The 22,803-nt window shown below is 54.8% G+C and carries 16 protein-coding genes; 8 read left to right on the forward strand and 8 right to left on the reverse strand.

Going from position 1 to position 22,803, the window contains the following annotated elements; all coding sequences use genetic code 11:
* Window positions 1–67 precede the first annotated feature (67 nt).
* The 4 genes from yrfG (at window position 68) to pckA (ending at window position 3,956) form a co-directional block, all read left to right on the forward strand.
* Window positions 68–754, forward strand: a complete 687-nt coding sequence (gene yrfG / locus B4923_RS12710) for a GMP/IMP nucleotidase (RefSeq protein ID WP_109054736.1) — start codon at window positions 68–70, stop codon at window positions 752–754.
* A gap of 40 nt (window positions 755–794) precedes the next feature.
* A complete protein-coding gene (hslR, locus tag B4923_RS12715; RefSeq protein WP_109054737.1) occupies window positions 795–1,214 on the forward strand; it encodes a ribosome-associated heat shock protein Hsp15 in 420 nt (139 codons plus the stop codon).
* 53 nt (window positions 1,215–1,267) lie between these two features.
* On the forward strand, window positions 1,268–2,137 hold the full coding sequence (gene hslO / locus B4923_RS12720; RefSeq protein ID WP_109054871.1) for an Hsp33 family molecular chaperone HslO: 870 nt from the start codon (window positions 1,268–1,270) through the stop codon (window positions 2,135–2,137).
* Window positions 2,138–2,336: 199 nt separating this feature from the next.
* Window positions 2,337–3,956, forward strand: coding sequence for a phosphoenolpyruvate carboxykinase (ATP) (pckA, locus tag B4923_RS12725; RefSeq protein WP_109054738.1), 1,620 nt, complete (start codon window positions 2,337–2,339; stop codon window positions 3,954–3,956).
* A 234-nt stretch (window positions 3,957–4,190) separates the two neighbouring features.
* On the opposite strand, the gene envZ is transcribed toward pckA, so the two are convergent.
* Together envZ and ompR are read right to left on the reverse strand one after the other, a co-directional pair.
* A complete protein-coding gene (envZ, locus tag B4923_RS12730; RefSeq protein WP_109054739.1) occupies window positions 4,191–5,549 on the reverse strand; it encodes a two-component system sensor histidine kinase EnvZ in 1,359 nt (452 codons plus the stop codon).
* Window positions 5,546–6,265, reverse strand: a complete 720-nt coding sequence (gene ompR / locus B4923_RS12735) for an osmolarity response regulator transcription factor OmpR (RefSeq protein WP_109054740.1) — start codon at window positions 6,263–6,265, stop codon at window positions 5,546–5,548. Before ompR ends, envZ begins: the two co-directional genes overlap by 4 nt.
* Before the next feature lie 307 nt (window positions 6,266–6,572).
* Here ompR and greB point away from each other — a divergent pair, with 307 nt between their 5' ends.
* From greB to poxB, 3 genes are all read left to right on the forward strand, one after another.
* Window positions 6,573–7,061 carry a transcription elongation factor GreB gene (gene greB, locus B4923_RS12740; RefSeq protein WP_109054741.1) on the forward strand — a complete coding sequence of 163 codons (489 nt, stop codon included), beginning with the start codon at window positions 6,573–6,575 and terminating at the stop codon, window positions 7,059–7,061.
* Between the two features lie 253 nt (window positions 7,062–7,314).
* A complete protein-coding gene (gene olsF / locus B4923_RS12745) occupies window positions 7,315–9,048 on the forward strand; it encodes a bifunctional ornithine lipid synthase OlsF (protein ID WP_109054742.1) in 1,734 nt (577 codons plus the stop codon).
* Between the two features lie 147 nt (window positions 9,049–9,195).
* Window positions 9,196–10,917 (forward strand): ubiquinone-dependent pyruvate dehydrogenase, encoded by a 1,722-nt coding sequence (gene poxB, locus B4923_RS12750; protein ID WP_109054743.1) that lies wholly within the window; start codon window positions 9,196–9,198, stop codon window positions 10,915–10,917.
* A 111-nt stretch (window positions 10,918–11,028) separates the two neighbouring features.
* Here the strand turns inward: poxB and B4923_RS12755 are convergent, their stop codons facing one another.
* Window positions 11,029–12,315, reverse strand: coding sequence for a citrate synthase (locus tag B4923_RS12755; protein ID WP_109054744.1), 1,287 nt, complete (start codon window positions 12,313–12,315; stop codon window positions 11,029–11,031).
* Window positions 12,316–12,691: 376 nt separating this feature from the next.
* On the opposite strand from B4923_RS12755, the gene B4923_RS12760 reads away from it, so the two are divergent.
* A complete protein-coding gene (locus B4923_RS12760) occupies window positions 12,692–15,025 on the forward strand; it encodes a Tex family protein (protein ID WP_109054745.1) in 2,334 nt (777 codons plus the stop codon).
* Between the two features lie 167 nt (window positions 15,026–15,192).
* Here B4923_RS12760 and B4923_RS12765 read toward each other — a convergent pair whose 3' ends face one another.
* The 5 genes from B4923_RS12765 to acrD all read right to left on the reverse strand — a co-directional run bounded on the left by B4923_RS12765 (window position 15,193) and on the right by acrD (window position 22,720).
* Complete coding sequence (locus tag B4923_RS12765) at window positions 15,193–16,572, reverse strand: FtsX-like permease family protein (RefSeq protein ID WP_109054746.1); 1,380 nt, start codon at window positions 16,570–16,572, stop codon at window positions 15,193–15,195.
* Window positions 16,569–17,261, reverse strand: a complete 693-nt coding sequence (locus tag B4923_RS12770) for an ABC transporter ATP-binding protein (RefSeq protein WP_109054747.1) — start codon at window positions 17,259–17,261, stop codon at window positions 16,569–16,571. The genes B4923_RS12765 and B4923_RS12770 overlap by 4 nt, the downstream gene beginning before the upstream one ends.
* A gap of 8 nt (window positions 17,262–17,269) precedes the next feature.
* Window positions 17,270–17,749 carry a hypothetical protein gene (locus tag B4923_RS12775; RefSeq protein ID WP_109054748.1) on the reverse strand — a complete coding sequence of 160 codons (480 nt, stop codon included), beginning with the start codon at window positions 17,747–17,749 and terminating at the stop codon, window positions 17,270–17,272.
* Between the two features lie 9 nt (window positions 17,750–17,758).
* A complete protein-coding gene (locus B4923_RS12780; RefSeq protein WP_109054749.1) occupies window positions 17,759–19,504 on the reverse strand; it encodes an alkaline phosphatase in 1,746 nt (581 codons plus the stop codon).
* A 102-nt stretch (window positions 19,505–19,606) separates the two neighbouring features.
* On the reverse strand, window positions 19,607–22,720 hold the full coding sequence (gene acrD / locus B4923_RS12785; protein WP_109054750.1) for a multidrug efflux RND transporter permease AcrD: 3,114 nt from the start codon (window positions 22,718–22,720) through the stop codon (window positions 19,607–19,609).
* Window positions 22,721–22,803 lie beyond the last annotated feature (83 nt).

Below are 22,803 nucleotides of genomic sequence, written 5' to 3' on the forward strand. Positions count from 1 at the left end.
CACCGGCGGCGTTATAGGATTATCGGGTTCTGTTTTTATCGGTAATCGTTCTGCATCTGGAGTAGCTATGAGCCCTGACTTCGACTGGCCCAACATTGACACCGTCATTCTGGATATGGATGGCACCCTGCTGGACCTGGCTTTTGACAATTATTTTTGGTTGCAGCTCGTGCCGCAATCTATCAGTGATAAACACGGTATCAGCGTTGAGCAGGCAAAGCAGGTGATCGCACGGGAATATCAGGCCGTACAACACACGCTGAACTGGTACTGTTTTGATTACTGGAGTGAACGGCTGGGGCTGGATATCTACCAAATGACGACGGATATCGGCGACCGTGCCCGCCTGCGTGAAGACACCACGCCGTTTTTGTCGGCCCTGCGCAATAGCGGAAAACAGACCATACTGCTGACAAACGCCCATCCGCATAGTCTGGCGGTTAAAATTGAACATACCGGGCTGGATCAGCACCTTGATTTATTACTTTCTACCCACACTTATGGGTATCCGAAAGAGAATCAGCAGCTATGGCAGGCTGTACAGCAACAAACCGGGTTTAATCCTGCCAGGACGTTATTTATTGACGACAGCGAGCCGATTCTGGATGCCGCGCAAACGTTCGGTATTCGCTACTGTCTGGGCGTCAGCAATCCCGACTCCAGCCAGCAGGAAAAATCATTCCGGCGATATCCATCCATGAATGATTATTTTGCGCTGCTACCGTCGCTGCACCGCTCGATGAAGCTCGGATAATAGGCTGAGTAGCGTCACGAAGCAGTAATCAGGAGGATTCATGATGAAAGCAACCGACAAGACTGACGATGCCGTTCGTCTGGATAAATGGCTATGGGCCGCGCGCTTTTATAAAACCCGGGCTATCGCGCGCGAAATGATCGAGGGCGGCAAAGTGCATTACAACGGGCAGCGCGGCAAACCGAGCAAGCTGGTTGAGTTGAACGCCGAGATCAAGTTGCGTCAGGGGAATGACGAGCGAACCGTCATTGTGCTGGCGCTCAGCAGCCAGCGCAGAACCGCGGCAGACGCTCAGGCGTTATATCAGGAAACGGACGGCAGCATTGAGAAAAGGGAAAAGCTGACTCTGGCGCGAAAAATGAATGCGCTGACCATGCCACACCCGGACCGTCGTCCTGACAAGAAAGAACGACGGGATCTGATTAAATTTAAATACAGCGATCGGAAAGATACCCTATAGATTTTGGAAAGATGGCGGGTATCGATCCTCTGTCGCCACAGCGAGAAAATATTATGACCACTCATGACCAACTACATCGTTATCTGTTTGAAAATTATGCCGTTCGTGGCGAGTTGGTGACAGTAAGCGATACCTATCAGCACATGCTGGCCAATCATGACTACCCGGCAGAAGTACAGACTTTACTGGGAGAAATGTTGGTGGCGACCAGCCTGTTGACGGCAACGCTGAAATTCAGTGGTGATATTACCGTCCAGCTCCAGGGTGACGGTCCGCTCAAACTGGCCGTGATTAACGGTAATCATCTACAGCAAATGCGCGGAGTGGCTCGCCTTCAGGGTGACATCGCCGCCGGGAGCTCACTCAAAGAGATGGTGGGCAATGGCTATCTGGTCATTACCATCACGCCGACCGAGGGCGAACGCTATCAGGGCGTGGTTGGCTTAGAAGGAGAAACCGTGGCCGAGTGTCTGGAAAACTATTTCCAGCAATCAGAACAGCTTCCAACCCGGCTGTTTATCCGCACTGGTCAGCACGACGGCCGTATGGCGGCGGGTATGCTGTTGCAAGTACTGCCAGCGCAGAATGCCGGCCGCGACGATTTCGATCACCTCGCGCAGCTCACTGCCACCGTCAAGGCGGAAGAGTTGTTTACCTTGTCTGCACACGACGTACTGTACCGTTTGTACCATCAGGAAGACGTCACGGTATATGAACCGCAGGCGGTATCCTTTCAATGTCACTGCTCACGCGAGCGTTGTGCGGATGCATTAATCACGCTGTCCGATCAGGAAGTCAACCACATTCTGGAACAGGATGGTGAAATCGACATGCACTGTGATTATTGCGGTAGTCATTATATTTTCAATGCGAATGATGTTCAGGCGCTTCGACAGCATTCATCAGATAGTCTTCTGCATTGATCGCTTTACGGGTACGTTGTGCCCGTTTCATCTATTAAATTTCAGCTAGATCAGATTGGTTGTTTTTTCAACACCATAGGCAAACAAAGTTATTAATGAATTTATTTAACTTTATGATTGCTATCGCGGTTAAAATAAGCTCACTCCCCTACAATCGTTGTCAGTACGAATATGAATATAACAATTGAGGAGTAGCTATATGACTGTCAAAGGTATAACCCCACAAGCTCTCACTACTTATGGAATCCAAGACGTTCGCGATATTGTCTACAATCCCAGCTATGAGTTCCTGTTTAAGGAAGAACTCTCCCCTACCCTACAAGGTTACGAACGCGGCATAGAAACCCAACTGGGTGCCGTTGCCGTCGATACCGGTATTTTTACGGGTCGTTCCCCCAAAGATAAGTACATCGTTCGTGATGATGTTACCCGCGACACCGTGTGGTGGTCCGATCAGGGGAAAGGCAAGAATGACAACCATCCGCTGAGTCAGGAAATCTGGACTCACCTGAAACAGCTTGTCACCCAACAACTCTCCAGCAAACGTCTGTTCATCATTGATGCCTTCTGCGGCGCCAATCCGGATAGCCGCCTGAAAGTCCGTTTCATCACAGAAGTCGCCTGGCAGGCGCATTTCGTCAAAAACATGTTTATTCGTCCAAGCGATGAAGAATTACAGGGTTTCGAACCTGATTTCATCGTGATGAATGGCGCCAAATGCACTAACCCACAGTGGCAGGAACAAGGGCTGAACTCCGAGAACTTCATTGCTTTCAACCTGACCGAACGCATCCAGCTAATTGGCGGCACCTGGTACGGCGGCGAAATGAAGAAAGGAATGTTCTCCATCATGAACTACCTGCTGCCACTGAAAGGCATCGCCTCCATGCACTGTTCGGCGAACGTGGGCGAACAGGGCGATGTAGCCGTGTTCTTCGGTTTGTCAGGCACCGGGAAAACCACCCTGTCGACCGATCCCAAACGTAAACTGATTGGTGATGACGAGCACGGCTGGGATGACGACGGCGTGTTCAACTTTGAAGGCGGCTGTTACGCCAAAACCATCAAGTTGTCCAAAGAAGCAGAGCCGGACATCTATGGCGCGATCAAGCGGGATGCCCTGCTGGAAAACGTCACCGTGCTGGCCGATGGCAGCGTTGATTTCAACGATGGTTCAAAGACTGAAAACACCCGCGTGTCTTATCCGATCTACCACATTCACAATATTGTTAAGCCGGTATCCAAAGCCGGACATGCGACCAAAGTGATTTTCCTTACCGCGGATGCGTTCGGTGTATTACCGCCGGTTTCCCGTCTGACGTCAGACCAAACGCAGTACCATTTCCTGTCTGGCTTCACCGCTAAACTGGCCGGTACCGAGCGTGGCATCACTGAACCTACGCCAACGTTCTCCGCCTGCTTTGGCGCGGCATTCCTGTCGCTGCACCCAACGCAGTATGCCGAGGTGCTGGTCAAACGCATGAAGGCCGCCGGCGCACAGGCGTACCTGGTTAACACCGGCTGGAACGGAACCGGGAAACGTATCTCCATTAAGGATACGCGCGGGATTATCGATGCCATTCTGAACGGCAGTATTGATGATGCAGAAATGCATACGCTACCGATCTTCGATCTGGCGATCCCAACCTCGCTACCGGGTGTTGATCCTGCGATTCTTGATCCGCGCGATACCTATGCCGATCGGGCGCAATGGCAGGAGAAAGCGGAAGATCTGGCTCATCGGTTTATCGCTAACTTTGATAAATACACTGATGCGCCGGCAGGCGCGGCGCTGGTTTCAGCAGGTCCCAAGCTGTAACTGCATGAAAAACGACCAAAGGCGCGGTAATCCGCGCCTTCATGCCATTAACAAAATTAGATTTTACTCGCCCTTTTTGGGGCTCGCCCTACGGGCCGCCACATGTGGCGTTTAAAACACTTCCGCGTTTTATAGGGGAAACACGGAGATAAGGTTCCCATAGGGACGCCTCGCCCGTGTATCTCAGGCTTACAGACGACTTTGTCGGTCATCTCTTTTTTTATTTGGAAAATATCACTCTTTACTGGCGCTATTCTCTGCGGCGGAAATAGCAAACGGCAGCGGCAGATAAGCACGCACGCACAGTCCGCCACGTTCGCTGGCGCTGACATCCAATGCGCCGTCGTGAGCATCAATAATCCGCTGCACAATCGCCAGCCCCAGCCCCGTGCCGCTGGTGGTACGCGCACTGTCGCCGCGCACAAAAGGCTGGAACAGGTGTTTCAGTTGCGCAGGTTCGATACCTTCGCCATCGTCTTCTACCTGGAACCAGGCTCGCTGTAATTCCCGTCCCGTACTGACTTTAATCCAACCGTTGCCATAACGGGCCGCGTTGACCACCAGATTCAGCGCCGCGCGCTTAATGGATAACGGACTGACGCGAACTAACAGCTCGCCCGCGGAAAAATCACTGTCGATATGGCGTTCATAACCACTTTCAGCCGCGACCACTTCGCCCATAATCGCGTTCAGATCGGCCACCTCGGTCTGCATCTCCTGGCCGGTGCGCAAGTAGTCAATAAACTGCTCAATAATGGCATTACACTCTTCAATATCCTTATTGATCGACTCTGCCAGATAGTCGTCATCCTTGTTCATCATCTCCGTCGCCAGACGAATACGCGTCAACGGCGTGCGTAAATCATGACTCACCCCGGCCATCAGCAAGGTACGATCGTCGGCCAGCAGCTTCACACCGGAAGCCATCTGATTAAAGGCGCGGGTAACGGAGCGCACCTCCGAAGCGCCGTATTCACGTAGCGGAGGGGGAATAATCCCTTTACCGACCTGCAAGGCCGCATGCTCCAGCTCCACCAACGGACGGTTCTGGACGCGGATAAACAGCCAGGCGCCGCCGATCACCAGTAACATGATCGCCAGCGTATAGCGGAAAAGCGGGGAAAAATCGCCTTGGTGAATTTCTGTCAGCGGCACGCGCACCCAGATATCCGGCGACAGCCAGGTTTTCAGCCAGACCACGGGGGTATTTTTGCTGACCTCGACCCGGACATCCGTCGGACCGCCCAGCTGTTGCGCCATCTGCTGGCTCAGAAACTTATAGTGCTGCGCCCATCGCAGGCCACTCTCCTCCGCCGCCGCGTTGGTATATAACGATATACCCAGTTCGCGGTAAATCTCACGCCGGAACGCCGGTGGCACCTCAAGTGTGGTGCCATCCTCCAATTGCAGGCTGTCGGTCATCAGCATTCGGACTTCGTACGCGAGTACCTTATTAAACTGCTGTAAACTCGGCAGGATCGCGAAGTTCAATACCACCAGATAGGTGGTGACCAAACTGACAAACAACAGCGTCACAATCAGTAGTAACGTCCGGGCAAATGAGCTGCGCGGAGAAAAGCGCCATCGCATCATGCCTTACTGCCGTCCGGTACAAAGACATAACCCAGTCCCCAGACGGTCTGGATATAGCGTGGATGCGCCGGATCTTCTTCCACCATGCGTCGCAGACGTGAAATCTGTACGTCGATGGAACGCTCCATCGCACTGTATTCCCGTCCACGGGCCAGATTCATCAGCTTGTCACGGGACAGCGGTTCACGCGAATGGCTGACCAGCGCTTTCAGAACGGCGAACTCACCGCTGGTGAGCGGCATAGGTTCGTCATCGCGGAACATCTCACGGGTTCCCAGATTCAGTTTGAATTTGCCAAAAGCGATAATGGCCTCTTCCTGCGATGGCGCGCCTGGCAGTTCATTCGCCTGACGGCGTAACACGGCGCGAATACGGGCCAGCAGTTCACGCGGGTTGAATGGCTTGGGAATATAGTCATCCGCGCCGATTTCCAGCCCGACGATACGGTCGACTTCTTCCCCTTTCGCCGTCACCATAATGATGGGCATCGGGTTACTTTGACTGCGCAAACGACGGCAAATGGATAAACCATCTTCACCCGGCAGCATCAGATCCAGCACCATCAGGTGAAATGATTCGCGAGTCAGCAAACGATCCATCTGTTCAGCATTGGCAACGCTCCGTACCTGAAAACCCTGCTCGGTCAGATAACGTTCCAATAGCGCACGCAAACGCATGTCGTCATCTACAACCAGAATTTTATAGTTCTCTTGCATTCTCTTTCTCCAAAGGCGCAATAGCCGCCGATGCCGCTATTGTTCAGAATCATACGAATTACTGACAGTCGTTTCTGGTATACATTCGAGGCAAATTGTTACAAAGCATATTAAACTACGTGTAATCAACCAGTTTCGTACGCAATTATAGCCGTTCAGAAATGAATCCATCGTAATTCATTGTACCGCTGCTACCAAGATCTCAATCATGCGTCTTATTATCGCCAATCCAGCCTGATTTACGCCTCTGAAAGAATCGTTGATATAATGCCGGACACCCCATCCGCTGCCATGAGATTGAAAACGCGTGAAAACGAACCTGATCACCCGGGAAGGATACAACAAACTCAAAGCTGAACACGATCATCTCTGGAATGTAAAACGCCCCGAGATCACCAAAATCGTATCATGGGCGGCCAGTCTGGGAGATCGTTCAGAAAACGCCGATTACACCTATAACAAGCGTTTGTTGCGTCAGATTGACCGCCGCGTTCGCTACCTGCGCAAATGTCTGAGCGAGCTGCAAATTGTCGATTATTCTCCCCAGCAGGAAGGAAAAGTTTTCTTTGGCGCCTGGGTTGAGATTGAAAATGAAGCGGGTCAGGTAAAACGCTTTCGTATTGTCGGACCGGATGAGATTTATGGAGATGTAAAAGATTACATCTCCATTGATTCTCCCATGGCGCGCGCCCTGCTGAAAAAAGAGGTCGATGAGGAATTTACCGTCGCCACGCCGGACGGCGTCAAAGCGTGGTGTGTGAACGCCATTGAGTACATCAAAATAGAACAGGAATAAATCGTTTGTTCTTACTAGTCTCTTTAGTAGGTTAGCGACTCCCCTGACAAAGGGGGAGCTGGGAAGGAGTATGGGTGGCAAAGCGCGAACGTTGTCAACCGTCTGACCGGCTCTTGCAGAGCAAGCCAGCCATGAGTAAACGGCGTAACGGCGCGATACCTGCTGATCTTTTCACCCGTTTATTTCTACGCTGACATAAATGTGTCACCTCCATCCCTTACCTTTGCCAACGATGAGCTATGGAGAACAATTTATGTTTAGCTTAGATGCCATCCTGCAAGACCTTGCCCCCCATCGTCACACGCCTTCCTGGCAGAAAAACCTATTACGATCGTTATTATTCGAGAATGAAATCCAGCAATTTTCCCAGCGTTATCCCCATCTAAAGGGATTGGATCTGGTCGAGCAAATTCTGGATCACTTGCATCTCAACTGTGAAATGATCGAAGGGGATTTGGAAAATATTCCCAGTCAGGGGCCGGTGGTGTTGGTTGCCAACCATCCGATTGGATCACTGGATGGACTGGCGCTGCTGCGCACGGTCGCCAGCGTCAGGCCCGACGTGCGTATCGTGGCCAGCCAGTTGCTCTCTTACGTTGAGCCGCTGAAAAACCTGTTCTTTTCCGTCGATAACTTTAATAACCGCACCAAGCGCCAGCAAATTACCGCGATACAGCAATATCTGAATAATGATGGCGCGATTATTGTGTTCCCGGCAGGGGAAGTGTCCCGTATCAGCCTGAAAGGCATCCGCGACGGTCACTGGCACAGCGGCTTTATCCGCATGGCGAGCAAAGCGCGCGCCCCCGTCGTCCCTATTCACATCAGCGGGCGCAACAGCAGCCTGTTTTACTTCTCTTCGCTGATCTATCGACCGCTTTCCACCCTGCTGCTGGTCAGGGAAATGTTTCGTCAGCAGGGCAACAGACTCAAGATTCGCATTGGTGCCCGCATCCCTTATGTCACCTGGAATCAGGGCGACTGGCAGGCCAACGATCTTGCCGCCCGTTTTCGCCGTCACGTTTATCGGCTGGGACAGGGAAAACCCGGCTGTTTTTCTGGTGAAAAACCCATTGCATTAGGCGAAGATCGCGTGATGTTGAAGCGGGCGTTGGCTGACTGCGAAATGCTGGGCACCACCCCGGATGGAAAGATCGTCTACCTGTACCAGCGAGGTAAAGAAGACTACGTTCCGATTCTGCGCGAACTGGGACGCCTGCGGGAAATTGCCTTCCGGGCCGTTGGGGAAGGCTCCGGCCAGCGCCGCGATCTGGACAGTTACGATGACGATTATCTGCACCTGATTCTGTGGGATGAACGGGATCTGGAAATTGTCGGCGCCTATCGTTTTATCCCGACGGCCCGACAGATTGCCGGGAAAGGGAAAAACGGCCTCTACAGCCACAGCCTGTTTCACTACGGTGAAGAGATGGACCCGATACTGGCGTCCGGTATTGAACTTGGACGCAGCTTCATCCAGCCTAAATACTGGGGCAAACGCGGTCTGGACTACCTCTGGCTAGGCATCGGCGCTTATCTGGCACGCTACCCGGAGTATCGCTATTTATTCGGCCCTGTATCGCTGTCCGGCACCCTGCCGCCGACGGCCCGCGATCTGCTGATCGCCTTTTATCGCCTGCACTTTGCGCCCGACCAACCCCTGGCCCAATCGCGCCGTCCTTATCCGGCCTCCCTGCCCGATGTACTGAAGCAATTTGAAGGCACGGACTATCAGCAGGACCTGACGCTGCTGAAAAGCATGCTGGGCAACATCGGCTGCGCCATTCCGACGCTGTATAAACAGTACTCGGAAATCTGCGAGCCAGGCGGTGTCCGGTTTATTGATTTCGGTATCGATCCAGATTTCAACAACTGTATCGACGGGCTGGTTCTGGTGGATTTGCAGCAGCTCAAAGAATCCCGCTATCAGCGCTACATTGCACCGTTCAGGGAAAAGATGCCGGAGCAGCCTCGTGCAGAAGGATGACCATGCGTTAATCCCCGGCCAACAACATCAGTTCACAATTTTACCGCTCCCTTACCCGTCTCGATTAGCGTAATGCGTGTATGCTTTTTTTAGTGTAGTGATTCGCGATCGGGAACATGGTCATTCATCAGAAAGGAGCGAAAAAGTATGAAACAATCCGTTGCCGCTTTAGTAGCAAAAACCCTGGAAAGTGCTGGCGTAAAACGCATTTGGGGCGTAACCGGGGACTCGCTGAATGGGTTGAGCGATAGCCTGAACCGCATGGGCACCATCGAATGGATGCCGACGCGTCATGAAGAGGTGGCGGCATTCGCCGCCGGCGCCGAGGCGCAGATTAGCGGCGAGCTGGCGATTTGCGCCGGCTCATGCGGCCCCGGCAACCTGCATTTGATTAACGGTCTGTTTGATTGTCACCGCAACCACGTGCCGGTTCTCGCCATCGCCGCACATATTCCTTCCAGTGAAATCGGCAGCAACTACTTCCAGGAAACCCATCCGCAGGAGCTGTTTCGCGAATGCAGCCACTACTGCGAGCTGGTTTCCAATCCTGAACAGCTGCCGCAGGTGCTGGGCATCGCGATGCGCAAAGCGATTCTTAACCGCGGCGTCTCCGTGGTGGTGCTGCCGGGCGATATCGCGCTAAAACCCGCGCCGGAAGAGGCGACATCAGCCTGGTATCCGCCACAGCATCCGATTATTCGGCCAAACGACAGCGAAATACGCAAGCTGGCCGATCGGCTGAATGGGGCAAAAAATATCACGCTGATGTGCGGCAGCGGCTGTGCGGGCGCGCATGATGAAGTGGTGCAATTGGCCGCCGCGCTGAAGGCGCCGGTGGTACACGCGCTGCGCGGCAAAGAATATATTGAATATGACAACCCGTACAGCGTCGGCATGACCGGTCTGATTGGCTTCTCATCCGGCTATCACGCGATGATGAATGCCGATACGCTGGTACTGCTGGGTACGCAGTTCCCTTATCGCGCCTTCTACCCGACCGACGCCGCCATCATTCAAATCGATATCAATCCCGGCAGCCTCGGTTCGCACTGCCATGTCGATATGGCGCTAATTGGCGATATCAAATCCACGCTGACCTCGCTGCTGCCACAGTTGGACGTGAAAACCCATCGCGATTTTCTCGACAACGCGTTGGAGCACTACGCCGATGCGCGTAAAGGACTCGACGATCTGGCAACGGCCAATGATAAACAGGCGATCCACCCGCAGTATCTGGCACAGCAGATCAGCCACTATGCCAGTGAGGATGCCATCTTCACCTGTGACGTGGGTACGCCGACCGTATGGGCCGCACGCTATCTGAAGATGAACGGCAAACGCCGGCTTATCGGCTCGTTCAGCCACGGTTCGATGGCCAATGCGATGCCGCAGGCGCTGGGCGCGCAAGCGATCGATCGTCAACGCCAGGTCATTTCGATGAGCGGCGACGGCGGGTTCAGTATGCTGATGGGCGATTTTCTGTCCGTCGCCCAGCTTAAGCTGCCGGTGAAAATCGTCGTGTTTAACAATAGCGTGCTGGGATTTGTCGCCATGGAAATGAAAGCCGGCGGTTACCTGACGGACGGCACCGAATTGGAAAATCCCAACTTTGCCGCGATCGCCAACGCCTGCGGCATCAAGGGCATTCGCGTGGAGAAAGCCTCTGAGCTGAACGCCGCGCTGGAAGAGGCGTTTGCCTACGACGGCCCGGTGTTGATCGACGTTATCACCGCCACCTCGGAGCTGGCGATGCCGCCGCAAATTAAGCTGGATCAGGCAAAAGGCTTTAGTCTTTACATGCTGCGCGCCATTATCAACGGACGCGGCGATGAAGTGGTTGAACTGGCGAAAACCAACTGGCTGCGCTGACACCGCATCGGCGCTGACCGGGGCCGCCCGCCTGAGTGGCAAAGCGGCCGCCTGATTCAGCGTATTATAAAGCAACGGTCCAGAGCATCACGTTACGCGCCGAACCTCGCGTTATTCATCCCGCCGGGAAACGTAGTCCCGGCGAGGTTCACCGGTATAAATCTGGCAAGGACGATAAATCTTCATCTCCGGCTGGGTATGCATTTCATTCCAGTGCGCAATCCACCCGATGGTCCGGCCCACGGTGGAAATCACCGTAAACATCGACGGCGGCAGCCCCATCGCTTTGAGGATCACCGCGGTATAGAAATCTGCGCTGGGATACAGTTTGTTTTCCAGGAAATAAGGATCGGTAATGGCGATATGCTCCAGTTCAATCGCCACCTGAAGCAAGCTGTCTTCCATACCCAGTTCGCCCAGCACCTCGTAACAGGTTTTACGCAGGATCGCCGCACGCGGATCGAAATGCTGGTATACCGAATTGCCAAATCCCATCAGGCGTAACGAATTGTGCCCGTCTTTTGCGCGCTGCACGAATTCCGGAATACGATCCACGGTTTTAATCTCTTCCAGCATACGCATGCAGGCCTCATTCGCACCGCCGTGCATCGGCCCCCACATGGACGCCAGGCCAGCAGCGATACAGGCAAACGGATTGGCGCCGGATGATCCTGATGCTCTGACCGCCATGGTGGACGGACACTGGCCGTGATCGGCATGCAGAATCAGAATGCGGTTCATCGCGCGTTCCAGTACCGCATTCACCTCATATTTCTCTGCGGGAATGGAAAACAGCATATGCAGGAAATTACCGGTATAGGACAAGGAATTGCGGGGATAAACAGCGGGCTGTTCGATGGAATATTTGTAGCACATCGCCGCCAGCGTCGGCATTTTGGACAACAGACGAACGGCGGCCAATTCACGATGCTCCGCGTTATTAATATCCAGCACGTCATGGTAGAAAGCGGCCAGCGCCCCCACCACCGCACACATCAGCGCCATCGGGTGTGAATCACGGCGAAACCCGCTGAACATGCGGGCGATCTGCTCGTGGATCAGGGTATGGCGGGTAATGTTGTTGGTGAATTTCTTATATTCTTCCGGCGAAGGCACTTCACCATGCAGGAGAATGAAACAGACTTCGGTAAAGTCACATTGCTCCGCCAGTTGCTCAACAGGAAACCCCCGATGCAGCAGTACGCTGTTCACCGCATCAATATAGGTAATGGCAGATTCACACCCGGCGGTGTTGGCAAATCCGGGATCGTAGCTGCATAACCCCTGCGCGCCAAACGGACGGATATCCACAGCCTCTTTCCCCATCACGCGGGAATGCATTTCCAGCGTAATCTTTTCTTTCCCGTCTATTGCCAACGTGGACTGTTTTGCTGTCATGAATCTTTCTCCTGCCGAATGAATAATCGTGTTCGCTATAGAGCAAATATACCCAATCAATCTCATTTTTATCGGTGAACTGCATCAGTTCGGCTCCACCGCAGTTGCGGTGACAGCACGACTACCCAGCTTATTTAATACGCTAAAATCGCCGATGGGTTGCAAGAATCTGACGTAATATTGATTCAGGTAAAGTTTGCTACCTGTTCAGTACGATAACGCAGCCCGCGCTTGCCGCATACAAGTCGGCCAAGTACACGGGATAGTAACACCTCCGCAGACTCAATGGGGACAGGCTGGCATTTTTCGCTGTCAATCCGTATAACTGTCCCCCTGTTGTTTAACCCATTAATTGATGACGATTGATATCAGACCTATGAATGATTCATTAAGCCAGATTATTGCCAGCGAATTGCAGGCTCGAACGGAGCAAGTGGACGCCGCCGTCCGGCTGCTGGACGAAGGAAACACCGTCCCTTTTATCGCACGTTACCGTAAAGAAGTGACCGGCGGGTTGGACGACACCCAATTACGCTTGTTGGAAACACGCCTGAGCTACCTGCGTGAACTGGACGATCGGCGCCAGACTATTCTGAAATCCATCGACGAACAGGGAAAATTGACCGACCAGCTCGCCAACGCCATTAACAACACGCTAAGCAAGACCGAACTGGAAGATCTCTATCTGCCGTACAAGCCTAAACGCCGGACTCGTGGACAGGCAGCCATTGAAGCCGGGCTTGAGCCGTTGGCGGATAGCCTGTGGCAAGATCCGTCTCAGGCACCGGAACTCGCCGCTCAGGCTTACGTTGATGCTGAAAAAGGCGTGGCAGACACCAAAGCGGCGCTGGATGGCGCGCGTTATATTCTGATGGAACGCTTTGCGGAAGATGCCGCGCTGCTGGCGAAAGTCCGTCACTATCTGTGGAAAAACGCCCATCTGGTGTCCCGCGTGGTGGAAGGCAAAGAGGAGGAAGGGGCGAAATTCCGTGACTATTTCGACCACCACGAACCCATTGCCCAGGTACCGTCCCACCGCGCGCTGGCCATGTTCCGCGGACGCAACGAAGGGATTTTGCAACTGTCGCTAAACGCCGATCCGCAGTTTGAAGAAGCGCCGCGTGAAAGCCACTGCGAACAGATTATTATCGATCACCTGAACCTGCGTTTGGGTAATGCGCCAGCGGATAGCTGGCGGCGGGCCGTCATCAACTGGACGTGGCGAGTCAAAGTGCTGCTGCACCTTGAAACTGAATTGATGGGCAGCGTGCGGGAAAAAGCGGAGGACGAAGCGATCAACGTGTTCGCCCGCAATATGCACGATCTGCTGATGGCGGCGCCCGCAGGCATGCGAGCGACCATGGGGCTCGATCCCGGTCTGCGCACCGGCGTGAAAGTGGCGGTGGTGGATGCCACCGGCAAGCTGGTCGCCACCGAAACGATTTATCCTCATACCGGGCAAGCCGCCAAAGCCGCCGCCGTCGTCGCCGCGCTGTGCATCAAGCATCAGGTTGAGCTGGTGGCGATTGGCAACGGTACCGCTTCACGTGAAACCGAGCGTTTCTTCCTCGATACGCAAAAACAGTTCCCGGATATCCATGCGCAGAAAGTGATTGTGAGCGAAGCCGGGGCATCGGTGTATTCGGCATCCGAACTGGCCGCACTTGAGTTTCCCGATCTGGATGTATCTCTGCGCGGCGCGGTTTCCATCGCCCGCCGCTTGCAGGATCCGCTGGCCGAACTGGTGAAAATCGACCCGAAATCCATCGGCGTCGGTCAGTATCAGCATGACGTCAGCCAAAGCCTGCTGGCGAAAAAGCTGGATGCGGTGGTGGAAGACTGCGTAAACGCCGTCGGCGTTGATCTGAATACCGCCTCCGTCGCGCTGTTAACGCGCGTTGCAGGCCTGACCCGGATGATGGCGCAGAATGTGGTCGCCTGGCGTGACGAAAATGGCCGTTTCCGCAGCCGGGAACAGTTGCTGAAAGTCAGCCGTCTGGGGCCAAAAGCGTTTGAACAGTGCGCAGGGTTCCTGCGTATTAATCAGGGTGATAACCCGCTGGACGCCTCTACCGTTCACCCGGAAGCCTACCCTGTCGTAGAGCGTATTCTGGTGGCCACGGAACAGGCGTTGCAGGATCTGATGGGCAACCCCAGCGCGCTGCGCAGTCTGAAACCCGCTGATTTTACCGATGAACGCTTTGGGGTGCCGACCGTTACCGACATCATCAAAGAGCTGGAGAAACCGGGCCGGGACCCGCGCCCTGAGTTCAAAACCGCCAACTTTGCCGATGGCGTGGAAACCATGAACGATCTGCTGCCGGGCATGATTCTGGAAGGGTCGGTCACCAACGTAACCAATTTTGGCGCATTTGTGGATATCGGCGTACATCAGGACGGTTTGGTGCATATTTCATCACTTGCCGACCATTTCGTCGACGATCCGCACAAGGTGGTGAAAGCCGGGGACATTGTGAAGGTCAAAGTGATGGAAGTGGATCTGCAACGCAAGCGTATCGCGCTGACCATGCGGCTTGACGAGCAACCGGGAGAAACCGCAGTACGACGCGGCGGCAACAGCGGTGGGCGCGACCACAATGCGCCTTCACGTTCAGGCGCAGGCAAGTCACGGCCTCGCCCGGCCAATACGTCATCTGCCGGCAACAGCGCCATGAGCGACGCACTGGCGGCGGCGTTTAAGAAACGCTAACCAGAGGGAAACACGGGGATGGGGTTTCCACAGGGATGCTCCACTCCATGGTCGCCCCAGATATCCCGATCTTAACCCAGCCATTCCCTGCGCCTGAGAGGGGCCAAACCCCGGTTGGCTCCTCTCCCCGTCAAGGTTCATATCGCTACGCAAACAGGTTCAGAGCCTCATTCCCCTCGCAGCGCCATGGCGGGCGATTGTCGATAGGCCAGCATGGCGGGAAGCGTGAGCACCGCAGCGGCAATCAGCAGCAGTATCAACACAAAGTGGATATCCTCCAGTCCCAGCGTGACTGGCAGGACAAAACCACTCTTCTCACTCATGATCACCGCAATGGCCCGGGCGGCAACATAGCCGATTACCACCCCCAGCAGCACGCCCGCGCTGACCAGTGACATCAGCCCACACCAAATCAGTGTAAAAATGCCATAACGCGGGGCGCCAAACGCCCGCAGCGCGCCAATTTGCTTCTGTCGCTGTCTGAGATGGACCACGGCCACCATCGCCACGGCGACGCCCACCAGCCCCTGCGTACCCAGAGTGATATACACCAGCAGTTCACGAATATCACCCAGAATTCCGTAGAGTTTCACCAGCACTTCGCCAGGGAAAACCGCCAGTGTCGTGTTGTTGCGATACAGTGAACGCAGTTGATAGGCGCCGGCGATACTTTTGGGTTTCACCACTATCGCAGGGATACCCGCCTGATGCGCGTGACCGTGTTCATCCGCCTCAGCGTGTTCGTCATCATGCTGCGTTTCATCATGATGTTCATCCGTCTCGCCTTCGCCATGCTGAGCGGCGTCAGCCGCATGGTTCTGGTCTTCATCGTGATGAACGGCGCCTTCGTTATCATGAGCATGGTCTTCGTCATGAGCATGGTCCTCGTCGTGATGAGAACCGTCTTCATCATCATGAACATGGCCGGGCGGCTGAATACCGTGCACTCGCCATACCGCATTGACCGGCACCAGAATCGCCTTATCCCAGGCGCTGCCGTCCGCTGGCAGCACGCCGACTACCGTATATGTCACCGAGTCATGCGCATGTGCGCCTTCGGTTCCGACCTGCCCGTGAATCGGGCTGAAGGTATCGCCCAGCGTCAGGCCTGTTTGCGCGCCCACCACGGCTTCAAATCCATCGTCAAATACCCGCCCGGCGACCAATTGACGTTTACCGTCATCCGTCACCAGCGGCGGCGTCGTCCCTACGATCGGCATCCCCTGATAGAAATCGCCGAAGGCGACGGGCGCCGCCCAGGCAACCAACGGATTTTTCGTCAGGTCATCCAGTATGCTGGCGGGAATCAGCGTCAGCGCTGACGGCTGCAAAAAAACCGACGACAGCACCAGTTGCGTTTCACTGCCCGGCGCGCCCACCACCAGATCAAAACGATCGGCCGCTTTCGCGCTGCCCAAACGCAGTGCCCTCTCCTGCAAACTGACGGAAATACTTAACGCCGTCGCCACGGCAATCAGCAATACCACGACCAGAACGCCCGGCCACAGACGCCGCCAGTCCACCCAAATAAGACGCCATGGGATCATTGTTTTTCCTCCTGTGACGAGCTGTCCGCCACCAGGCGTCCTTTTTCCAGTTGAATACGGCGGGTCATCTGCGATGCCAGACGCGTATCGTGGGTAATCGCGATCAGCGTAGCGTGATGGGTGCGGGCCAGCTCGACCAACAAGTCGGCAATCTGCTCGCCGCTGTGCGCATCCAGACTCGCCGTGGGTTCATCCGCGACAATGATTTCCGGCGCGCTGAGCAACGCCCGGGCCACCGCCACCCGCTGTTTTTCGCCTCGGGACAGCACCTCAACCGGACGGTTTCCGGTATCCAGCCCGACCTGTGATAACAAATCGGCCGCCCGTTGCCGGAGTGAGGACGGTAAGCGCCAGTGATGAAACTGGGCCGGCAACAATACGTTATCCAATGCGCTTAAGCCGGGGAAAAGATGAAAATCCTGCATCACCAGCCCAACATGCCTGGCCCGCCAGCGATCGCGTTCCGCTTCATCAAGCTGACGAATATCCTGCTGCTGCCATTGCACCCGGCCTTCTCCACTGTTGTCCATCCCGGTAATGGCATTAACTAATGTGGTTTTACCGGAACCGGAAGGCCCCATCACCGCGACTCGCTCACCGGCAGCGACAGACAGCGCCGGAATATCCAGCACGGCATCCGGCGTATCGGGGAACCTGACGCTCAGGCCCTGGATCAATAACTCCGCCATCGACTCTCCTACAGGGTATCGAACGTTGCTTCACGCAGACGCAACAGGCTGACAAAACCGCTTTCCGGATCGGTCCATGAACCGTGTTCCAACACGCCTTCTACTTCAATCATGGTGTTGTTCTGTACGAAGGTTTGCCGCTTGGCCAGATAGACCACCACAATATCTTCAGGCCAGTCGGCGTCGGAGGAACAGAAAGGACAGAGCGCCATCGGCATTTTGGTCAGAACAAAGAATTGAGATTCCGCTTTCAGCGGCGGCGCCATAAAACCGCGCATCGTCACCCGTTTGCCGGATAACGATTTAACGTCATCGGAAAACACCAGACCCAGCACGCCATAAGAAGCGTACAGCTTATCGAAAGAAAGCTCAGGCGGCGCCGCCTTCACGGGAATGGCGCAGATCAGCGACAGCAACATCAGCGCCGTCCGCAGCCAAAAGGATAAAAGCGGGGTTTCCCCCGCTCGGTCGTGTTTCACATTATTCATATTGGGGAATTACTTCTTATCCTGCGGTCTTACCGCCAGAGCATCCACAATGACCCGGAACAACTCAGAGTTCTCCATATAACCCCGAATCCGTTCGGCGCCCGGCCCGCTGGCCTGAATCACCATATCGTCTACCGCATGCACGCCGGTATCGGTCGCTCGTGGCAGAATACCTTCGCGGAACACCGCGCCCGGTACTTTCTCATAGGCTTTGTTTGCAACATATTCATCCTTCTCGTTCTTAATTGCCGGCACAAAGGTGCCATCCAGTTTCGGACGGAAGGTTTCGTAATAGTCAGGGTAGTTGTTGAAGAAGACCGCCAGACGCTTGGAAACATTCACATCATCCGGGTAACCATCTTTATTGGCGTCTTTGTAGTTCGGGTAGCCAGCATCTTCATACACGCCGACTTTCTCACGCATATCAGTACCGGGTTTTTCATCATCGACCGTGCCGATAATGGAGATACCGTGCGTATGGTCGCCCGTCACGATGATCAGCGTGTCCGGGTTTTGCTCGGCAAACTTCTGCGCCAGCGCCACCGACTGATCCAGCATGATGGTGTTATAGAACGCACGTTCCCAATCCAGCGGATGCGATGCTTTGTCGATCAGCGCGGATTCCACCATCAGAAAGAAACCGTCTTTGTTTTTGGACAGCACATCCAGCGCCGCCTGCGTCATCTCGGTCAGATCCGGCTGGTTGGGGAAGTTTTTGGCGACATCATTTTTCAGGAACCGACGATCCAGCACGCCATCCATGTTGCCGGTGTGGAACAGCCCCAGCAGTTTGGTGGCCTGCGCCGCATTTTGTTTCAGGGTTTCGGCATCCGTTGCCAGCGCATAACCCGCCTGCTGGAATTTTTCGACGTAGTTGTTTTCGTCTTTACGTTTAGAACCCGGCGTACTCTTGGGCAGGAAATAGGCCGAACCGCCACCCAGAATCACACTGGGTTGCACGTTATAAAACATCTCGACGATCTCGGCTTTGTCTGCGCGACGGCGGGTGTGGGACACCACCGCGGCAGGGGTCGCATCTTCGATTTCGGCGTCACTGACCACACCGACAGACATTTTCGTTGAGCGGGTAAGTAACTCCCCCAGCGTTTCCTGTTTCGGGTGCTCCAGCGAGTTTTTACTGCGGCTGACGTAAACGCCCAGCGCATTCACACCGGATTTATGACCCGTCATGTAGGCGCTCATGGTGTTGGCACTGTCGGCGGCAATCGAGTCCGTACTGGAGGTACCGGCGAACGCCATATATTGCAGATCGTCAATCGCCAAACGACCGTCGGCTTTCCCTTCCGTCACGCCTTTGGACAGGATGCGCGCCCCGGTGCGGTGGGCAACGGACAGGCCGTCACCGATGAACAGAATTACATTTTTGGCTTTACGCGCTTCCGGCGTTTGATAAACGTCCCATGTCACCTGGGTCTTCTTGCCGTTGGCTTCAGCCTCTACTACATATTTTCCGGCATCAGGCAAATGCACATCGCGCAGCCAAACCGTCGAAACACTGGCACCGTCTTCGCGGTCAACAAAGGTGGCCGGTTTTCCCAACACCTGCTGATAATCCTTACCATTAATCAGGATGCGGATATCTTCTGGTTTGAGAACTTCATCAAACTCAACTTTAAAATCGAATTTACCGCCGGCCAACATGGTTGCACGGTCGATAGGATAAATGGCCTGTGCCTGCGCTATCCCCGGCAGGGCGGTAGCAAACAGCAAAGGCAGTAACCAGCGAGCTTTCATCGTGATGTCCTTGATTGCGAGATTAGCAGGACATAACGTAGTTACCTTTTTTTACAGTTTGATGAATTTCAGCATAATTCTTCGGGCTGGCTCCCCGTCAGGCTAACGCGCCCGCTCTTTCAACGGAAAACGCCGGCGAACCACCACGAAGAACAGCGGAACAAAAAAGATGGCGAGGATCGTGGCCGACGCCATCCCGCCGATCACGCCGGTCCCTACCGCATGTTGACTGGCCGATCCGGCACCGCCGCTGGTTGCCATCGGCAGTACGCCAAAAATAAACGCCAGCGATGTCATCAGTATCGGCCGCAACCGCTGGCGGGAGGCCTCCAGCGTCGCTTCGATCAGATCCTTCCCTTGTTGGTTCATCTCGTTGGCGAATTCCACAATCAGAATGGCGTTCTTTGCCGAAAGCCCGACCACCGTTAATAATCCCACCTGAAAATACACGTCGTTCTCCAGCCCACGCGCCCAGGTGGCGACCAGCGCCCCCAGAACGCCAAGCGGCACGACCAGCATCACCGAAAAAGGCACGGTCCAACTCTCATACAGCGCCGCCAGACACAGGAACACCACCAGCAGCGAAATGACATACAGCGCCGGCGCCTGCGCGCCGGTCAACCGCTCCTGAAAGGACATGCCCGTCCATTGCAGACCGATTCCCGCGGGCAGTTCAGCCACCAGCGACTCCATGATATTCATGGCGGTACCGGTGCTGACGCCCGGCGAGGCTTCTCCGACAATCTCCAGCGATGAGTAGCCGTTGTAGCGTTCGAGACGTGGGGAGCCGATCTCCCAATCCGTGTGCGCAAACGCGGAGAAAGGCACCATCCCGCCATCGTTGTTGCGAACGTACCACCGGCTGATATCATCCGGTAACATGCGATACTTCGCGGCGGCCTGAACATAGACCTTCTTCACCCGTCCACGGTCAAGAAAATCATTAACATAGGTAGAACCCCAACCGGTTTTCAGCGTATTGTTGATATCGCCAATCGAGACGCCCAACGCTTGCGCCTTGCGCTGATCGACATGAATTCGCAACTGCGCGCTGTCGTCCAGACCGTTATGGCGGACGCGAGTCAGTTCGGGATTATTCCCCGCCATCGTCAGCAACTGATTTCGTATCTGCATAAACTGTTCATGTCCCAGCCCGGCGTGATCCTGTAGTTGCATGGAGAACCCCGCCGCGTTGCCCAATCCGTTGATGGACGGTGGACTACTGGCAAATACGCGCGCTTCGTTGATGTCACGGAACGCCTTGGTGGCGCGTTCAATAATGGCAAAGGAACTGCTCTGCGAACCAGAACGCTCCGCCCAATCCTTGAGCCGTACAAACAGTCGGGCCACATTCTGCCCGTTACCACCCGGCCCGGAACCGATAGTGGAAAAGACCGATATCACGTTGTCTTTTTCTTGCGTGAGGTAATACTGCTCGATCTTATTGACCACCTGCAAAGTCTGCTGCTGAGTCGAGCCCGACGGCAGTTGTACCTGGGTGCTGAAAATACCCCGATCTTCCTGGGGCAGAAAAGAGGTCGGCAGCCGGAGAAACAGGAAAGCCATGATGCCGATAATGCCCAGATAAAACAGCAGCCAGCGCCCGCCGTTAGTCAGAATTTTACCCACGCCCCGTTCATAGCGCAGCGAATTACGGGTAAAATTACGGTTAAACCAGCCAAAAAACCCTCTGCGTCCGTGCTGCTGGCCTTTGGCAAGCGGCTTGAGCAGGGTGGCGCACAGCGCAGGCGTCAGGATCATCGCCACCAGAACCGACAGGATCATCGAGGTGACGATGGTGATGGAGAACTGACGGTAGATCGCCCCGGTGGTGCCGCCGAAAAACGCCATCGGGACAAACACCGCCGACAGCACCAGCGCAATCCCCACCAGCGCGCCTTGTACCTGCCCCATCGATTTGCGCGTCGCCTCTCTCGGCGAGAGCCCTTCCTCGCTCATCACCCGCTCGACGTTCTCTACCACCACGATGGCATCATCCACCAGCAAACCGATAGCCAGCACCATCGCAAACATGGTCAGGGTATTCAGACTGAATCCGCAGGCGTAAAGGACCGCAAACGTACCGAGCAACACCACCGGCACGGCGATCGTCGGGATTAGGGTCGCGCGAAAATTCTGCAAGAACAGATACATCACCAGAAAAACCAGCAGAATCGCTTCAAACAGCGTTTTTACCACATCGGTAATAGAGGCTTTGACAAAAGGCGAGGTTTCAAAGGCGATTTTGGCTTCCAGTCCGTGTGGAAAATACGCCGACAGTTCTTCAATACGTTCCCTGACTCGTTTATCCGTCTCCAGTTCATTGGCGCCTGAGGCAAGTTTTACCCCAAGCCCGGACGCGGCCTGACCGTTATAGCGGCTGAGAAAATCATAGCGCTCGGCCCCCAGTTCCACCTCCGCGACATCCCCCAGCGTCACGGCGGAACCATCCTTATTCACGCGCAGGGTGATATCGCGAAACTGCTGCGGCGTCTGCAATAGCGACTGGGCGTTGATGGCGGCATTGAGCGCCTGATTATCCACTGACGGCACGCCGCCTACCTGCCCCACCGAAACCTGACTGTTCTGTGACTCGATGGTATTCACCACATCGTCAGTGGTCAGCGCGTAATCCACCAGTTTGAGCGGGTCAAGCCAGATGCGCATCGCATACTGCGACCCGTAGGCGTCCACTTCCCCCACGCCGCTGATACGGCTGATGGGTTCCTGAATATTGGTTGCAACATAATCGGAGATATCCTGCTTATCCATGCTGCCGTCGGTAGACACAAACGCGATCATCAGAATGTTGGTATCGCCGGTTTTACTGACGGTTACCCCTTGCTGCTGTACATCCTGCGGAAGTTTACGAATGGCCGACTGAAGCTGGTTTTGCACCTGCTGACGAGCTTCATCGGGATCGGTGCCGGCTTCAAACGTCAGCGTGACTCTGGCTTGCCCGGTACTGCTGCTATCGGAGGCCATGTACATCAGGTTATCCAGACCGGTCATACTCTGCTCGATAACCTGCGTGACGGTATTTTCCAGGGTCTGCGCCGACGCCCCCGGATAGTTCGCGGTGATACGTACGTTGGGCGGCGCGAGATCGGGATACTGTTCAAGAGGGAGCGATTTAATCGCCAGCATACCGCACAGGCTGAGAAGAATAGCCAACACCCACGCAAAAATCGGGCGATCGATGAAAAAACTCGCCATTTCTTTCAGACTCCTCAGCCATATTCCGAAGGGGTAAATCCATGCACAGCCCACGTAAGAGAATATAGGAAGGGAACCCCCTT

The sequence above is a fragment of the Brenneria roseae subsp. americana genome (assembly GCF_003115815.1).
In the GTDB taxonomy this organism is placed as follows: domain Bacteria; phylum Pseudomonadota; class Gammaproteobacteria; order Enterobacterales; family Enterobacteriaceae; genus Brenneria; species Brenneria roseae.

Coding starts and splice junctions, on each gene's coding strand:
- yrfG (WP_109054736.1), top strand. CDS start 68: ATGAGCCCTGACTTCGACTGGCCCAACATTGACACCGTCATTCTGGAT.
- hslR (WP_109054737.1), top strand. CDS start 795: ATGATGAAAGCAACCGACAAGACTGACGATGCCGTTCGTCTGGATAAA.
- hslO (WP_109054871.1), top strand. CDS start 1,268: ATGACCACTCATGACCAACTACATCGTTATCTGTTTGAAAATTATGCC.
- pckA (WP_109054738.1), top strand. CDS start 2,337: ATGACTGTCAAAGGTATAACCCCACAAGCTCTCACTACTTATGGAATC.
- envZ (WP_109054739.1), bottom strand. CDS start 5,549: ATGATGCGATGGCGCTTTTCTCCGCGCAGCTCATTTGCCCGGACGTTA.
- ompR (WP_109054740.1), bottom strand. CDS start 6,265: ATGCAAGAGAACTATAAAATTCTGGTTGTAGATGACGACATGCGTTTG.
- olsF (WP_109054742.1), top strand. CDS start 7,315: ATGTTTAGCTTAGATGCCATCCTGCAAGACCTTGCCCCCCATCGTCAC.
- poxB (WP_109054743.1), top strand. CDS start 9,196: ATGAAACAATCCGTTGCCGCTTTAGTAGCAAAAACCCTGGAAAGTGCT.
- B4923_RS12755 (WP_109054744.1), bottom strand. CDS start 12,315: ATGACAGCAAAACAGTCCACGTTGGCAATAGACGGGAAAGAAAAGATT.
- B4923_RS12760 (WP_109054745.1), top strand. CDS start 12,692: ATGAATGATTCATTAAGCCAGATTATTGCCAGCGAATTGCAGGCTCGA.
- B4923_RS12765 (WP_109054746.1), bottom strand. CDS start 16,572: ATGATCCCATGGCGTCTTATTTGGGTGGACTGGCGGCGTCTGTGGCCG.
- B4923_RS12770 (WP_109054747.1), bottom strand. CDS start 17,261: ATGGCGGAGTTATTGATCCAGGGCCTGAGCGTCAGGTTCCCCGATACG.
- B4923_RS12775 (WP_109054748.1), bottom strand. CDS start 17,749: ATGAATAATGTGAAACACGACCGAGCGGGGGAAACCCCGCTTTTATCC.
- B4923_RS12780 (WP_109054749.1), bottom strand. CDS start 19,504: ATGAAAGCTCGCTGGTTACTGCCTTTGCTGTTTGCTACCGCCCTGCCG.
- acrD (WP_109054750.1), bottom strand. CDS start 22,720: ATGGCGAGTTTTTTCATCGATCGCCCGATTTTTGCGTGGGTGTTGGCT.